Annotated in this window: 16 protein-coding genes; 11 read left to right on the top strand and 5 right to left on the bottom strand. The window is 62.7% G+C overall.

Annotated features, from left to right (window positions below; translation table 11 throughout):
* Nucleotides 1-95: 95 nt before the first annotated feature.
* The 4 genes from hisB to hisF are packed head-to-tail and all read left to right on the top strand — an operon-like array spanning nt 96 to nt 2,959.
* Nucleotides 96-689 carry an imidazoleglycerol-phosphate dehydratase HisB gene (gene hisB / locus BM267_RS09040; RefSeq protein WP_036989062.1) on the top strand — a complete coding sequence of 198 codons (594 nt, stop codon included), beginning with the start codon at nt 96-98 and terminating at the stop codon, nt 687-689.
* Nucleotides 690-1,328, top strand: coding sequence for an imidazole glycerol phosphate synthase subunit HisH (gene hisH, locus BM267_RS09045; protein WP_036989061.1), 639 nt, complete (start codon nt 690-692; stop codon nt 1,326-1,328).
* Nucleotides 1,329-1,387: 59 nt separating this feature from the next.
* Entirely contained in the window at nt 1,388-2,128 is a 741-nt protein-coding gene (gene hisA, locus BM267_RS09050; protein WP_036989059.1) for a 1-(5-phosphoribosyl)-5-[(5-phosphoribosylamino)methylideneamino]imidazole-4-carboxamide isomerase, read from the top strand.
* 57 nt (nt 2,129-2,185) lie between these two features.
* Nucleotides 2,186-2,959, top strand: coding sequence for an imidazole glycerol phosphate synthase subunit HisF (hisF, locus tag BM267_RS09055; RefSeq protein ID WP_036989058.1), 774 nt, complete (start codon nt 2,186-2,188; stop codon nt 2,957-2,959).
* A gap of 25 nt (nt 2,960-2,984) precedes the next feature.
* On the opposite strand, the gene BM267_RS09060 is transcribed toward hisF, so the two are convergent.
* The 4 genes from BM267_RS09060 to gpmI form a co-directional block, all read right to left on the bottom strand.
* Nucleotides 2,985-3,953 carry a divergent polysaccharide deacetylase family protein gene (locus BM267_RS09060; protein ID WP_074779438.1) on the bottom strand — a complete coding sequence of 323 codons (969 nt, stop codon included), beginning with the start codon at nt 3,951-3,953 and terminating at the stop codon, nt 2,985-2,987.
* A 38-nt stretch (nt 3,954-3,991) separates the two neighbouring features.
* On the bottom strand, nt 3,992-5,266 hold the full coding sequence (locus BM267_RS09065; protein WP_074779440.1) for a S41 family peptidase: 1,275 nt from the start codon (nt 5,264-5,266) through the stop codon (nt 3,992-3,994).
* 165 nt (nt 5,267-5,431) lie between these two features.
* Nucleotides 5,432-6,592, bottom strand: a complete 1,161-nt coding sequence (locus BM267_RS09070) for a murein hydrolase activator EnvC family protein (protein ID WP_083392469.1) — start codon at nt 6,590-6,592, stop codon at nt 5,432-5,434.
* Between the two features lie 8 nt (nt 6,593-6,600).
* Nucleotides 6,601-8,139, bottom strand: a complete 1,539-nt coding sequence (gene gpmI, locus BM267_RS09075; protein ID WP_036989055.1) for a 2,3-bisphosphoglycerate-independent phosphoglycerate mutase — start codon at nt 8,137-8,139, stop codon at nt 6,601-6,603.
* A gap of 173 nt (nt 8,140-8,312) precedes the next feature.
* Here gpmI and BM267_RS09080 point away from each other — a divergent pair, with 173 nt between their 5' ends.
* The 6 genes from BM267_RS09080 (at nt 8,313) to BM267_RS09105 (ending at nt 11,267) form a co-directional block, all read left to right on the top strand.
* Complete coding sequence (locus BM267_RS09080) at nt 8,313-8,738, top strand: rhodanese-like domain-containing protein (protein ID WP_074779442.1); 426 nt, start codon at nt 8,313-8,315, stop codon at nt 8,736-8,738.
* Nucleotides 8,739-8,742: 4 nt separating this feature from the next.
* On the top strand, nt 8,743-8,997 hold the full coding sequence (gene grxC, locus BM267_RS09085) for a glutaredoxin 3 (RefSeq protein ID WP_036989053.1): 255 nt from the start codon (nt 8,743-8,745) through the stop codon (nt 8,995-8,997).
* 40 nt (nt 8,998-9,037) lie between these two features.
* A complete protein-coding gene (gene secB / locus BM267_RS09090) occupies nt 9,038-9,538 on the top strand; it encodes a protein-export chaperone SecB (RefSeq protein ID WP_074779444.1) in 501 nt (166 codons plus the stop codon).
* A gap of 101 nt (nt 9,539-9,639) precedes the next feature.
* On the top strand, nt 9,640-10,155 hold the full coding sequence (locus tag BM267_RS09095) for a disulfide bond formation protein B (protein WP_036990138.1): 516 nt from the start codon (nt 9,640-9,642) through the stop codon (nt 10,153-10,155).
* A 113-nt stretch (nt 10,156-10,268) separates the two neighbouring features.
* Nucleotides 10,269-10,754 carry an Rsd/AlgQ family anti-sigma factor gene (locus BM267_RS09100; protein WP_036989051.1) on the top strand — a complete coding sequence of 162 codons (486 nt, stop codon included), beginning with the start codon at nt 10,269-10,271 and terminating at the stop codon, nt 10,752-10,754.
* A gap of 3 nt (nt 10,755-10,757) precedes the next feature.
* Nucleotides 10,758-11,267, top strand: a complete 510-nt coding sequence (locus tag BM267_RS09105; protein WP_036989050.1) for a hypothetical protein — start codon at nt 10,758-10,760, stop codon at nt 11,265-11,267.
* Nucleotides 11,268-11,287: 20 nt separating this feature from the next.
* Here BM267_RS09105 and BM267_RS09110 read toward each other — a convergent pair whose 3' ends face one another.
* Nucleotides 11,288-11,770, bottom strand: coding sequence for a TIGR02444 family protein (locus BM267_RS09110; RefSeq protein WP_074779446.1), 483 nt, complete (start codon nt 11,768-11,770; stop codon nt 11,288-11,290).
* A 43-nt stretch (nt 11,771-11,813) separates the two neighbouring features.
* Between BM267_RS09110 and BM267_RS09115 the strand changes: the two genes are divergently transcribed.
* Nucleotides 11,814-13,727, top strand: a complete 1,914-nt coding sequence (locus tag BM267_RS09115; RefSeq protein ID WP_074779448.1) for an ATP-binding cassette domain-containing protein — start codon at nt 11,814-11,816, stop codon at nt 13,725-13,727.
* Nucleotide 13,728: the final 1 nt, after the last annotated feature.

Below are 13,728 nucleotides of genomic sequence, written 5' to 3' on the forward strand. Positions count from 1 at the left end.
TGCATGGGAAGATGAACCATCCCCCTTCTATAGCCCCCGAGCGCGGGCTGCACGTATAATGCCCGCCCTTGAATGACATATTGTGGAGAATTGCCATGACGCAGCGCAGGGCGAGTGTCGAGCGCAACACGTCAGAGACGCAGATCAAAGTGGAAATCAACCTGGACGGTACCGGCCAGGCCCACTTTGATATCGGCGTTCCCTTCCTCGAACACATGCTGGACCAGGTCGCCCGGCATGGCCTGATCGATATGCATATCGAATGTCGTGGTGACCTTCACATCGACGACCACCATACCGTGGAAGACGTCGGCATCACTCTCGGCCAGGCTTTTGCCAAGGCCGTCGGTGACAAGAAGGGCCTGCGCCGCTACGGCCACTCCTATGTGCCAATGGACGAAGCGCTGTCGCGCGTGGCGCTGGACTTTTCCGGCCGCCCCGGTCTGCAGATGCATGTGCCCTTCACCCGCGCGGTGGTCGGTCGGTTCGATGTGGATCTGTTCCAGGAATTTTTCCAGGGCTTCGTCAACCACGCGCTGGTCACCTTGCACATCGACAACCTGCGTGGCGTCAACACCCACCACCAGATCGAGACCGTGTTCAAGGCCTTCGGTCGCGCCCTGCGCATGGCCGTCGAAATCGATCCACGGATGGGCGACCGCATTCCCTCGACCAAGGGTTCGCTGTAGATGAGCTCGGTAGCCGTCATCGATTACGGCATGGGCAACCTGCATTCCGTCGCCAAGGCGCTGGAGCACGTCGGTGCCCGTCAGATCATCGTTACCAGCGATGCGCAGCAGATTCTCGACGCTGACCGCGTGGTGCTACCCGGCGTCGGCGCGATTCGTGACTGTATCAATGAGCTGCGCCAGCTGGGACTGGATCAGGTGGTGCGCCAGGTGGCCAGCGAGAAGCCGCTGCTGGGTATCTGCGTCGGCATGCAGATGCTGCTGCAGCGCAGCGAGGAGAATGGCGGCGTTGACGCACTGGGGCTATTCCCCGGCACGGTGAAGTACTTCGGCGACGACCTGCGTGAAGGCGATGTGCGCCTGAAAGTACCGCACATGGGCTGGAACCAGGTCAAGCAGAGCGCCGACCACCCGCTGTGGCACCGCATCGAACAGGATGCGCGCTTCTACTTCGTGCACAGTTATTACGCCAGCCCCGAGCGCACCAGCCAATTGGCCGGGCGCTGCCACTACGGCGTGGATTTTGCCGCCGCACTGGCCCAGGACAATGTATTCGCCACCCAGTTTCACCCGGAAAAGAGCCATACCAATGGCCTGCAGCTGCTGCAGAATTTTCTGGCCTGGGACGGGCGGTGGTAAACCGGAGCTGCAAGCCCTCAACAATCGGCTGCAAGCACACCCGTTAAAGGAACAAGACAATGCTGATTATCCCCGCTATCGATCTCAAGGACGGCGCTTGCGTGCGCCTGCGCCAAGGGCTGATGGACGATGCCACGGTATTTTCCGATGACCCCGTGGCCATGGCGGCCAAGTGGGTCGAGGCCGGCTGCCGGCGGTTGCATCTGGTGGACCTGAATGGCGCCTTCGAGGGCAAGCCGGTCAATGGCGAGGTGGTCACCGCCATTGCCAAACGTTATCCCGACCTGCCGATCCAGATCGGCGGCGGCATCCGTTCGCTGGAAACCATCGAGCATTATGTTCGCGCCGGGGTCAGCTACGTGATCATCGGTACCAAGGCGGTGAAGCAGCCGGAGTTCGTCGGTGAAGCCTGTCGCGCCTTTCCCGGCAAGGTCATTGTCGGCCTGGACGCCAAGGACGGCTTCGTCGCCACCGACGGCTGGGCTGAAGTCAGCAATGTCCAGGTAATCGACCTGGCCAAGCGCTTTGAAGCAGATGGTGTCTCCGCGATCGTCTATACCGACATCGCCAAGGACGGCATGATGCAGGGCTGCAACGTCGAAGCTACCGCCGCGCTGGCCAATGCCACCTCGATCCCGGTCATCGCCTCGGGCGGCATTCATAACCTGGGCGATATCCAGAGCCTGCTGAACGCCAACGCCCCTGGCATCATTGGCGCCATCACCGGCCGTGCCATCTATGAAGGCACCCTGGATGTAGCTGAAGCCCAGGCGCTGTGCGACCAGGCCGTTCCACGGTAGGAGCGGCGCCTCGCCGCGAAGATTGCACTCGCTGTTACCCTTGATCTGGAGCCGCCCATGAGCCTCGCCAAACGCATCATCCCCTGCCTCGACGTGGAGAATGGCCGCGTCGTCAAAGGCGTGAAGTTCGAGAATATCCGCGACGCCGGCGACCCGGTGGAAATCGCCCGCCGCTATAACGAACAGGGTGCCGACGAAATCACTTTCCTCGACATCACTGCCACCCATGAAGGCCGCGACACCACCCTGCACACCGTCGAACGCATGGCCAGCGAGGTATTCATTCCGCTGACCGTGGGCGGTGGTGTGCGCACCGTGCAGGATATCCGCAACCTGCTCAATGCAGGCGCCGACAAGGTGTCGATCAACTCCGCCGCAGTGTTCACGCCGGAGTTCGTCGGCGAGGCTGCCGACCGCTTCGGCTCCCAGTGCATCGTCGTCGCCATCGATGCCAAGCGGGTGTCCGCACCCGGCGAGCCGGCACGCTGGGAAATCTTCACCCACGGCGGCCGCAAGCCCACCGGGCTGGATGCGGTCGAGTGGGCGAAGAAGATGGAGGCGCTGGGCGCCGGTGAGATTCTGCTGACCAGTATGGATCAGGACGGCGTGAAGAGCGGCTACGATCTGGGCGTGACCCGCGCCATCAGTGACGCGGTCAATGTGCCGGTAATCGCCTCCGGTGGCGTCGGCAATCTGCAGCACCTGGCCGACGGCGTCCTGCTCGGCGGCGCCGATGCGGTACTGGCCGCCAGCATCTTCCATTTCGGCGAGTTCACCGTCGGCGAAGCCAAGGCCTACATGGCCGAACGCGGCATCGAGATGCGGCTGTAACCCCAGCCGCTCCCACAATTCGAGATCAATTCCGGTACTTGCGCGCCAGCAACGCCTCCAGACTGACCACCTTTACTCCCTCCTCACGCTGCAGCTCAGGCAACCGCTGCTCCAGATATTCCAGCGTCTGCGGATAAGGGTGCCCGATGATCAGCGCACTACCCTGTTTGCGTGCCAGCGTCAGGGCGTGCTGGAAAGCGGCGTCGATGGCCTCAAAGGTGCGCTCATTGTCGAGAAACACGTCCCGCGACAGGTGCCGCACGCCCGCCGCCTCGGCAGCGAAGGCAGCCTGGGTTGCCGCCGAGGTGCGGCTGTCGATAAAGAACAGCCCGCGCGCAGCCAGCACCTGCATCACCCAGTCCATCGCCTGACGGTCGCTGGTCAGGCGGCTGCCCATATGGTTGTTGACCCCCTGAATGGGCACAAAGTTGTTGAGGTTGGCCTGCAGGGTTTGCTCCAGCTTGGCTCTGTCCATATCGGCATACAGACCGCCTGGCCCAATCGCCAGCGCCGCGCCGTTCTCCATGGGCTGATGGAGTATCACTGTCTTGCCGGCGACGGCAGCTTCACTTGCCAGCAGTTGGGCCGCCTGCGTGTGGGGCAGGATAGCCAGTGCCACCGGGGCCGGCAGGGCGATGATGCGCCGGCCGCGGCTCAGGCTGTGCCCCAGATCGTCGATGATGATCCCGATGGCAGGCGTGGATTCCGGCTCGAGGACCGCCACCGGCAGCTCCGAAACCGGCTCCGGTTCCGCCGATAGCGGTGCTTGCTCAGGATCAGCATTGTGGGAGCCGGGGCTTGCTGCAGCGCTTCGCTCGGCATGCTCCAACGCAAACCAGCGCGCCCGCAACTCGTCGTAATAGGCGTCGTCCTGCTGGATGACCGCCGTAGCCGGCCCTGCCACCTCCACCGCCGGCGGTTCAGCAGAGGCGGGAACTTCCGGCTCGTCCGAGTCGCCGCAGGCGGCCAACATCAGCGTCAGCCATGCGGCCATCAATAGACGCGCGGCGGGCCACCGGCCGGGCAAGCGCCTCATCGACGGCGGGTAATATTCAGCCCCTTGAGCAGGTTCAAGGCCTGATTCAACTGGTAGTCGGCATCACGCTCGGCCGTGGCATCCGTAGGGGGTGTACGCAGGGTCGGGGTTTCTTCGCCATTGATATTATTCAGATGGCCGAGCAGATCCGCCTCGCGGTAGCTGGCTTCTTCATCGTTGCGGGTCAGCTGCGCCCGCTCCACGCGAATATCCGGCACGATGCCCTGGGCCTGAATCGATCGGCCATTGGGCGTGAAATAGAGCGCTGTGGTCAGCTTCAGCGCACGGTCATTGTTCAGCGGCAATACCGTCTGCACCGAACCCTTGCCGAAACTGTCGGTCCCCATGATCACCGCCCGCCCACGATCCTGCAGCGCGCCGGCGACGATCTCCGAGGCCGAGGCCGAGCCGCCGTTGATCAACACCACCATGGGGATATCCTTGCCGGGGTTGGCCGAGGAGGCATTGAAGCGCATCTCGGTATTGGGCAACCGACCCTCGGTGTAGACGATCAGCCCCCCGGTGAGGAAGGCATCAGCCACTTCCACGGCGGACTGCAGCACACCACCGGGATTGTTGCGCAGATCCATCACGATACCCTTGAGCTCGCCCTTGTCGGTCAGGGTCTTGAGACTGCGCCGGACCTCGTCGCCCGTATTGTTCTGGAACTGAGTGATACGCAGGTAGGCATAGCCCGGCTCGAGCGTTTCGGTGCGCAAGCTCTTGACCTTGATCACCGCGCGTTCCAGCTGCACATCGAACGGCCGGCCGGCGCCACGTACCAGGGTCAGGGTAATCTTTGAGCCCGCCGGCCCGCGCATTCTGTCGACCGCGTCCACCAGGCTCATGCCCTTGACCGGATGATCATCGATCTTGACAATCAGGTCCCCTGGCTCGATGCCAGCGCGGGAGGCCGGGGTGTCATCAATCGGGGAGATGACCTTGATGAAACCATCTTCCTGTCCCACCTCGATACCCAGCCCGCCGAACTGGCCACTGGTGGTGTCCTGCAGCCCCTGGAAGGCTTCGGGTTCGAGATAGGCCGAGTGCGGGTCCAGCCCTTCGAGCATCCCGCGGATGGCATTCTCCAATAAGGTGGCATCGTCCACCGGCTCGACATAGGAGGTACGAATTCGCTCCAGCACCTCGGTAAAGGTGCGCAGTTCATTGAGCGGAAGCGGGGCCGCAGCTTCCCTGTCCTGAGCCTGTACGGGCATGAAGCCGAGCATGAAGCTCACGCAAGCGATGGACATTTTCTGCACAGCGGTCATCGAATTCTCCAAGTCAAGACGTTGGATCCGTAAAAGATTCCAGCCAGGCCGGAATTTAACTGATGACTTCCGGCCGCACGAAGTCACTCAGCGAACCCCACCACCCCGCAAAGCGCAGCGAGACACTGCAGCATGACCGAGCCCAGGGGATTTTTCAAAGCGTTCTCAACTGGAAAGCATACACCAGGCAGCCGGATCCAGAGCCTGCCCGCGATGACGGATGGAGAAATACAGCGCTGCCTCGCCCAGCCCACCGCTGTTGCCGACGGTGGCAATGGCCTCGCCCGGCTGCACCCAACTGCCGACATCCCGCAGCAGACTCTGGTTGTGACCGTACAGGCTCAGGTAACCGTTGCCGTGGTCAAGAATGAGCAGCAGGCCGGAGCCGCGCAGCCAATCGGCAAAGACCACGCGCCCGCCATGCACAGCGTGCACCTGCGCGCCTTCCCGCGCGCCGATCAACAAACCATCCCACTTGAGCCGGGAATCGGCGCCCCGCTGGCTGCCGAAGCGTGCCCGGATAGGCCCGCTCACTGGCATCGGCAACTTGCCCTTGGCCTGGGCGAAGGGCAGGCTACCGGCCGGCGCCGGGATGCTGGTGATGGCTTCATCGAGCTTCTTGATCAGGGCCGCCAGTTCGGCCCGCTCGCTTTCGCGCCGGGTAATCTGCTGTTGCCGCGACTGGCTGCGCTCACGCAGCCCGGCAAGCACCTGGCTACGCTTTTCACGCTCGGCTTCCAGTTCACCCTGGCGCGCTGCCAGGGCCTGACGGTCCTGCTGCAGCGCGGTCTGCTGGCTGGCGATTTGCGCACTGGCTTCGCGGATCTGCTCAATGGTGTCACTGTAGCGCTCGATCTCTTCGACCCGCGCGCGGCTGACATAGCCGTAATAACGCAGCATGCGGGCAACCCGCGAGGGGTCGTCCTGATTGAGCACCATCTTCAGATAATCCTGCTGCCCGGCCATGTAGGCGGCCCGGACCTGCCGGGCGATCTGGTCCTGCTGGGCCTCGAGCGCCACCTGCAACGCCTCGGCCTGCTGCTGCAGATCCTGCAACCGGCTTTCGCCTTCGCGAATCTGCTGTTCCAGCTCGCCGCTCTCGCGGCGCAATCGGCCGATCTCGCTCTCGCTGTTCTGCAGCTCCTTTTCCAGACCGGAGGCTTCCTGCCTGATCGAGCCGAGCAGCTTCTTCAGCCGGACGATTTCCTGCTCGGCCTGCTTCAACTCCGCCCGGGCCTTTTCCGCATCAGCCGGCTGCGCCGCGGCAGGCAATGCCGGCAGCAGCATCAGGCACAGCAATAATCCCGCCCATGACCGCATGCCCATGGCGGCGTTCAGTTGTGCAGACTGACGATGGAGCGGCCGGTCATTTCCACCGGCTGTTGCAGCCCCAACAGAGTCAGTACCGTGGGCGCCACATCGGAGAGAATGCCGCCATCGCGCATGCTCACCCGGCGCGGGCCAACATACACGAAGGGAACCGGTTCGCAGGTATGCGCGGTGTGAGCCTGGCCGGTGCTGGCATCAGCCATCTGTTCGACGTTGCCGTGGTCAGCGGTGATCAGGGCTTCGCCACCGACCTTGGCCAGTGCTGCCTCGATGCGGCCAATGCAATGATCCAGGCACTCGACCGCCTTGACCGCTGCCTCGAATACACCGGTATGGCCGACCATGTCGCCGTTGGCGTAGTTGACGATGATGGCGTCATAACGCTGCTGTTCGATCGCTTCGACGATGCGGTCGGTCACTTCCGGTGCGCTCATCTCCGGTTGCAGGTCATAGGTAGCGACCTTGGGCGATGGAATCAGGATGCGCTCTTCGCCCTCGAACGGCTCTTCGCGGCCGCCGGAAAAGAAGAAGGTAACGTGGGCGTACTTCTCGGTCTCGGCAATGCGCAGCTGGGTCTTGCCCTGGCTGGCCAGGTACTCACCCAGCACGTTGGTCAGTGCGGATGGCGGGAAGGCGCAGGGCGCCGGAATGTCAGCAGCATATTGGGTGAGCATGACGTAGCCCGCCATGTTCAGCGCGCGCTGGCGAGCGAAGCCATCAAAGTCCGGCTGGACGAAGGCCCGGGTCAATTCACGGGCGCGGTCGGCGCGGAAGTTCATGAAGATCACCGCATCGCCATCCTCCACTCGCACCGGCTCGCCGATGACCGTCGCCTTGACGAACTCGTCGCTCTCGCCGCGCTCATAGGCAGCTTCCAGGCCGGCGGCGGCGGTGGCAGCGCGGAATTCACCCTGACCTTCGGTAATCAGATTGTAGGCAGCCTGGACCCGCTCCCAGCGATTGTCCCGGTCCATGGCGAAATAGCGGCCGATCAGGCTTGCGGTACGGCCCTTGCCCAGACGCTGGTAGGCCTGTTCGAGCAGGACCAGCGACGGCGCAGCGCTTTTCGGGGGCGTATCGCGCCCATCGAGAAAGGCATGCACCTGAATCTGCTCGGCACCGCGACGGGCAGCCAGCTCGACCATGGCGACCAGCTGCTCCTCATGGCTATGCACCCCGCCCGGCGACAGCAGCCCCATGACATGCACGGCGCGACCGGCCTGTACCGCTTTGTCCACCGCCTGACAGATGGTTGGATTGTCGAAGAATTCTCCGTCGGCGATAGCCTTGGTGACCCGGGTGAAATCCTGGTACACCACGCGGCCGGCGCCCAGATTCATGTGACCGACCTCGGAGTTGCCCATCTGCCCGTCCGGCAGGCCGACATCCATGCCCGAACCGGAAACCAGAGTGTGCGGAGCGTTCGCCCATAGACGATCCCAGACAGGGGTGTTGGCGGCCATGATGGCATTGGACTCAGGTGATTCACTGTGTCCAAAACCATCCAGAATCATCAATACCACGGGTTTGGGAGTTGCTGTCATCCGATTAGACTCGCTGTATGAAAGAGGCATGAGAGTGCACTGCCGAGCCCCGGCAGGCGCGCTGGCGCCAGTTTACTTGGCCGACCGCGGTGTGTCATGCACACCGGGAGGTTCTGCCGCCCGACCGGGCTGTGTATACTGGCGGCCTTCAACGGTTCCGGAATCATACATCCATGCAGTTTCTACAGCACCTTATCGAATTCATAGGCAACCATTATTGGCTGACTAGCGCCTTTCTGGTTGTACTTGCGCTGTTGATCATCACCGAAGGCCGCAAGGCGGGCAAAGCCATTACCACCCAGCAGGCCACGGCGCTGATCAACCGGGAGAATGCATTGGTCGTCGATGTGCGGTCGAAGAAAGACTTCGCTGCCGGTCATATCGTCGATTCCATCAACATTCCACAGGATAGCTTCGCCAAACGCATGGTCGAACTGGAGAAGCACAAGGACAAACCGATCATCCTGGCATGCGCCAACGGCCAGCATGCCGGCGCCCTTTCCAAGCAGCTCAAGGCCGCTGGCTACACCCATGTGCACCGCCTGGCACAGGGCGTGGGTGGCTGGCGTTCGGACAACCTGCCTCTGGTAAAGAGTTGACGATATGACTGATATCACCATCTACAGCAGTAATTACTGCCCTTTCTGCATCCGCGCCAAACAGTTGCTGGACAGCAAGGGAGTCAGTTACAACGAGATCCGGGTGGATGGCAAACCCGCAGTGCGTGCCGAGATGGCGCGCCTGGCCGGCCGCACCTCGGTGCCGCAAATCTGGATCAACGACGCGCATGTCGGTGGGTGTGATGAGCTGGTAGCGCTGGAACGCTCAGGCAAACTGGATACAATGCTGGCGGGCTGACTGCCTACCCAAGACCACTGGAATAAAACAAGGACCGAACATGGCTGACGAACAACAGAACAACGCAACCGCCAATGGCGCACAGAGCAACCAGCCTCAGGTGCAGTTCAATCTGCAGCGCATCTACGTCAAGGACCTCTCCTTCGAGTCGCCCAAGGCGCCGGCGGTGTTCCAGAGCCAGTGGAACCCCCAGGTCAACCTCGACCTGAATACCCGCCACACTGAGCTGCAGGATGGCATCCACGAAGTGGTATTGAGCCTGTCGGTCACCGTCATCAACGGCGAACAGGACGTTACCTTCATCGCCGAAGTACAGCAGGCCGGCATCTTTGCCATCAACGGTCTGGACGAGGCTGGCATGCGCCATACTCTCGGCGCCTTCTGCCCGAACATCCTGTTCCCCTATGCCCGCGAAGCGATCGACAACCTGGTACTGCGTGGCAGCTTCCCTCCCCTGATGCTGGCCCCGGTCAATTTCGATGCACTGTTCGCCCAATCCGAACAGCGTCGGGTCGCCGAGGCAGCCGAAGCCGAGGCCTGATTGTCCACTCGCCGGCCCGCTCGCGGCCGGCGACACCCCTTGTCAGCCACCCTGCCATCATCTAAGGTATCTGCCGCTTTCTCCCATCTATGGATGTGCGCATGACCTTGCCCGCTTCACGCCCGCTCTACCTGCTAGCCTTCATTGCCTGCGTGCTGCTGTTGGCGGCGGCGTACTACATGGAATACGTCATGGGGCTGCTGCCCTGCCCACTGTGCATCGTGCAGCGTTTTGCAATCCTGCTGATCGGCCTGCTTTGCCTGGCCGCAGTACTGCACAATCCGCAGCCCAGAGCCAACCGCAAACGCAGCTTGGCGACCCGCTTCTATGCCGCAGGCGTGCTGCTGTTCGCGATATTCGGTGGTGCCACCGCCAGCCGGCAGATCTGGCTGCAGCATCAGCCTGCCGACCAACTACCGTCCTGCCTGCCCAGCCTCGATTACATGATCGATGTGCTGCCGGTGGTAGAGATGCTCACCCTGTTATTCAGCGGCACCGCCGATTGCGCCAAGGTAACCTGGACCTTTCTCGGCCTGAGCATTGCCGAGTGCACATTGCTGGTGTTTATCACCATGGGCCTGTTCGGTCTGGTACAACTGTTGCGCCGCCAGGACTGACGGCCTACCCCCTACCTCGTAAGTCTTGATACCGCGGCACGGACTGGCCTATTCTGTTGCTCCACGGGAACAGCAATCCCAATCCCGGCTCACAAGGCAAGACGAGGTGGATCATGCTGGAAAGGTGCACAACAGCCCAGGAACGCTGGGGTGGCGTCGACAAGCTCATCGACCGCTGGCTGGCTGAGCGCAGTAAGCTTGTAGAGCACTACATTGCTCTGCGCGACCGCCAGGATCCCGATATCAGCACGCAGCAATTGCTCAATAACTTTTGCAGCTGTCTGGTCGACTATGTATCAGCCGGACATTTCGCCGTTTATGAACAACTCGTGCGCGGCGCCGAGGAGGCTGGTGACGAGCGCGCTTTGGGCCTGATCCGTCAGGTCATTCCGCGCATCGAGACCATCACCCAGTTCGCTGTCATATTCAACGACTATTATGGCGCCAACACCAAGCGCACGCTCAAGGTGGACGTCATGCACTCACGTCTGATGAAATTGGGCGGCCTGCTGCTGGAGCGCTTCGAATTGGAGGATTGCCTGATCGAAGTGCTGCACACCGCCTATCGCAACACCCACGTCACCGAGACAATGGAGTAATACGTGACCGGTAGAACCGAAGACCAGAAGTCCGCGCGCGTACCAACCCCGCTGCATCTGCTGCAGGTATTGGCACGCACGCTGAACGAGCACCTGGCCGAAGCCTGCACCCAGGCCGAGGCCGATGCCCACAAGGCGCTGGAAAAGCTCGACCGCGAACAAGTGAAGCTGCAAGAGAAGCTCACCGAAGCCCAGCAGAAACTGGCAGCCCGCCAACAGGACGGCGACAAGCCGGTGGAAAAGGTCACCGCCAAGATCGAGGAATTGACCACGGCCATGGCGGCCCTGAGCCAATCCCGCGACGAAGCCCAGGACTACATCCGCCAGTTGCAACAGGACGTGCGCCAGACCCTGCGCCTGGCCAAGGGGCTGGATCGGATCGACCTGCAGGTCACCCAGGCCATCGAAAAGCGCGACAATCCCACCCCCGCGCCCCGCTCCGGCAACCGCCAGACGCCGCGCCGCACCCGCCGCAAGCCCGCTGCAGCGCCAGCTGCGGACCCTGCCGAGTAACGATGCAGTGTCACCGCCGGTTAACCACCGGCGGCGGCATTCTTCTCCATCGATATCACCAACGCCGCCAGGGCATCCAGTCGTGCCTGCTGTTCCGTCCCCGCATATAACAGTAAGTGGGCCTGGATAGCCGGTTCCGGCGGCACCTCATCCGGCACCAGCGGCTCGCAGCACTGCTGCAGTCGAGCCAGTTGCTGCCACTCCGCTGCCAGCTCGCAATCCTTCACCTGGGAGCGCAACGTGGCGGCACCGGCATCACCAGTCAAGGCGCGCCGCACCTGGCGCAGCGGCTCGATTACCCGTTCGCGCCACGGCGCCTGCCGATCACGCAGCGATTGCCACAATGGCGCGTCCGCACGGACCCCGCGTGCGCCCAGCCAGCAGGCTACCAATAGCAGCAATACATCTTGGCCACCCTCATCCTGCAGCTCCAGCAACAGGGGCTCGACGCCAGGCTGGACGTACAGTCGACCCGCGTATTCGGTCAGCGACAATCGGCCCATCGAAGTCCTCTCCTGTGCGCGGCACACTGATATACTCCGCGCCATGATAAAGATCGAATCCCTGACTTTGCAACGCGGCCCGCTGCGGCTGCTGGAAAACGCCAACCTGACCCTGCACCCCGGCCAGAAAGCCGGCCTGCTCGGCACCAACGGAGCCGGCAAGTCCAGCCTGTTCGCTCTGCTGCGTGGCGAACTGACGCCCGACGCCGGCGACTGTTCGCTGCCGGCGGACTGGCGTATCTCCCATATGCGTCAGGAGATCGAAAACCTCGACCGCCTGGCGGTTGATTATGTGCTTGATGGCGACCAGCGCCTGCGGGCGATCCAGCGCCAACTGGCTGAAGCCGAGCAGCAACAGCAGCCCACCCGCCTCGGTACCCTGTACGCCGAACTGGAAGCCCACGATGGCTTCAGCGCCGATAGCCGCGCCCGCACGCTGCTCGCCGGACTGGGCTTCAGCTCGGCACAGTGCGAGGCGCGCGTCGGGGACTTCTCCGGTGGCTGGCGGATGCGCTTGAACCTGGCCCAGGCGCTGATGTGTCCCTCCGACCTGCTGCTGCTTGATGAGCCGACCAACCACCTCGATCTGGACGCCATTCTCTGGCTGGAAGATTGGCTGAAAAGTTATCAGGGCACCCTGCTGCTGATCTCCCATGACCGGGATTTCCTGGATGCAGTGGTCGAGCATATCGTGCATGTGGAGTCACGCAAGCTGACGCTCTATCGCGGCGGCTACAGCCAGTTCGAGCGCACCCGTGCCGAACGTCTCAGCCAGCAACAGGCGGCCTTCGAGAAGCAGCAGGCCCAGCGCGAACATATGCAGAAATACATCGCCCGGTTCCGCGCCCAGGCGACCAAGGCTCGTCAGGCGCAAAGCCGTCTCAAGGCATTGGAACGAATGGAGTTGCTGGGCCCGGCGCACGTCGACTCGCCTTTCAACTTCAGCTTCCGCGAGGCGGACAGCCAATCCAGTCCGTTGCTGGATCTGCATGACGCCACACTGGGCTACGCCGGCACGGCCATTCTGCAGCATGTCAAGCTGCAGCTGGCCCCAGGCGCGCGCATCGGCATCCTTGGCCCGAACGGGGCCGGCAAATCGACGCTGATCAAAACCCTCGCAGGCAGCCTGCCGCTGATCGCCGGCGAGCTGAAGACCGGCGAACACTTGGCTATTGGCTATTTCGCCCAGCATCAGTTGGACAGCCTCGATCCGGAGGCCAGCCCGCTGCTGCACCTGGCACGCATCGCGCCGCAGCAGCGCGAACAGGAGCTGCGCAACTTTCTCGGCGGTTTCGACTTCCATGGCAGCCGCGCCGAAGAACCAGTGCTGCATTTCTCCGGCGGTGAAAAAGCGCGTCTGGCCCTGGCGCTGATCGCCTGGCAGAAACCCAACCTGTTGTTGCTGGATGAGCCCACCAACCACCTGGACATGGAAATGCGCCATGCCCTGACCGTGGCGCTGCAGAATTTCGAGGGCGCCATGCTGCTGGTGTCCCACGACCGGGCGCTGATCCGCGACACCACGGATGAACTCTGGCTGGTGGCGGACGGCCGACTGACAACCTATGCCGAGGACCTCGACAGCTACACCCGCTGGCTTGCTCAGTTCCGCCAGCAGCAGGCGCAAGCCGGTGCCGATAACGCATCGCAAGCTGCGCCCAAGGTGGATGCCAAGGTTCAACGCCGGCTGGCGGCAGAGCAGCGCCAGCGCCTTGCACCGCTGAAGAAGGCAGCCGACAAGCTGGAGCAGCAGCTCGAAGCCGCCCAGCAGCAGATGCAGGAAATCGAAACCGCACTGGCCGACACCGAGCTCTACAGCGATGCCCACCGGGGTCGACTCAAGGAACTGCTGGCGAAGCAGGCCGACTGCCGCCAGCGTATCGACGACCTGGAACTGCAGTGGCTCGATGCCCATGAAGCACTGGAGCAGCTGCAGGCGGAGTTGGCCGAATCATGAG

The organism is Halopseudomonas bauzanensis, assembly GCF_900114735.1.
Classification (GTDB): Bacteria; Pseudomonadota; Gammaproteobacteria; order Pseudomonadales; family Pseudomonadaceae; genus Halopseudomonas; species Halopseudomonas bauzanensis.

Excerpts from the sequence above, each read along its gene's own strand:
- hisB (WP_036989062.1), top strand. The coding sequence starts at position 96 with ATGACGCAGCGCAGGGCGAGTGTCGAGCGCAACACGTCAGAGACGCAG.
- hisH (WP_036989061.1), top strand. The coding sequence starts at position 690 with ATGAGCTCGGTAGCCGTCATCGATTACGGCATGGGCAACCTGCATTCC.
- hisA (WP_036989059.1), top strand. The coding sequence starts at position 1,388 with ATGCTGATTATCCCCGCTATCGATCTCAAGGACGGCGCTTGCGTGCGC.
- hisF (WP_036989058.1), top strand. The coding sequence starts at position 2,186 with ATGAGCCTCGCCAAACGCATCATCCCCTGCCTCGACGTGGAGAATGGC.
- BM267_RS09060 (WP_074779438.1), bottom strand. The coding sequence starts at position 3,953 with ATGGCCGCATGGCTGACGCTGATGTTGGCCGCCTGCGGCGACTCGGAC.
- BM267_RS09065 (WP_074779440.1), bottom strand. The coding sequence starts at position 5,266 with ATGACCGCTGTGCAGAAAATGTCCATCGCTTGCGTGAGCTTCATGCTC.
- BM267_RS09070 (WP_083392469.1), bottom strand. The coding sequence starts at position 6,592 with ATGGGCATGCGGTCATGGGCGGGATTATTGCTGTGCCTGATGCTGCTG.
- gpmI (WP_036989055.1), bottom strand. The coding sequence starts at position 8,139 with ATGACAGCAACTCCCAAACCCGTGGTATTGATGATTCTGGATGGTTTT.
- BM267_RS09080 (WP_074779442.1), top strand. The coding sequence starts at position 8,313 with ATGCAGTTTCTACAGCACCTTATCGAATTCATAGGCAACCATTATTGG.
- grxC (WP_036989053.1), top strand. The coding sequence starts at position 8,743 with ATGACTGATATCACCATCTACAGCAGTAATTACTGCCCTTTCTGCATC.
- secB (WP_074779444.1), top strand. The coding sequence starts at position 9,038 with ATGGCTGACGAACAACAGAACAACGCAACCGCCAATGGCGCACAGAGC.
- BM267_RS09095 (WP_036990138.1), top strand. The coding sequence starts at position 9,640 with ATGACCTTGCCCGCTTCACGCCCGCTCTACCTGCTAGCCTTCATTGCC.
- BM267_RS09100 (WP_036989051.1), top strand. The coding sequence starts at position 10,269 with ATGCTGGAAAGGTGCACAACAGCCCAGGAACGCTGGGGTGGCGTCGAC.
- BM267_RS09110 (WP_074779446.1), bottom strand. The coding sequence starts at position 11,770 with ATGGGCCGATTGTCGCTGACCGAATACGCGGGTCGACTGTACGTCCAG.
- BM267_RS09115 (WP_074779448.1), top strand. The coding sequence starts at position 11,814 with ATGATAAAGATCGAATCCCTGACTTTGCAACGCGGCCCGCTGCGGCTG.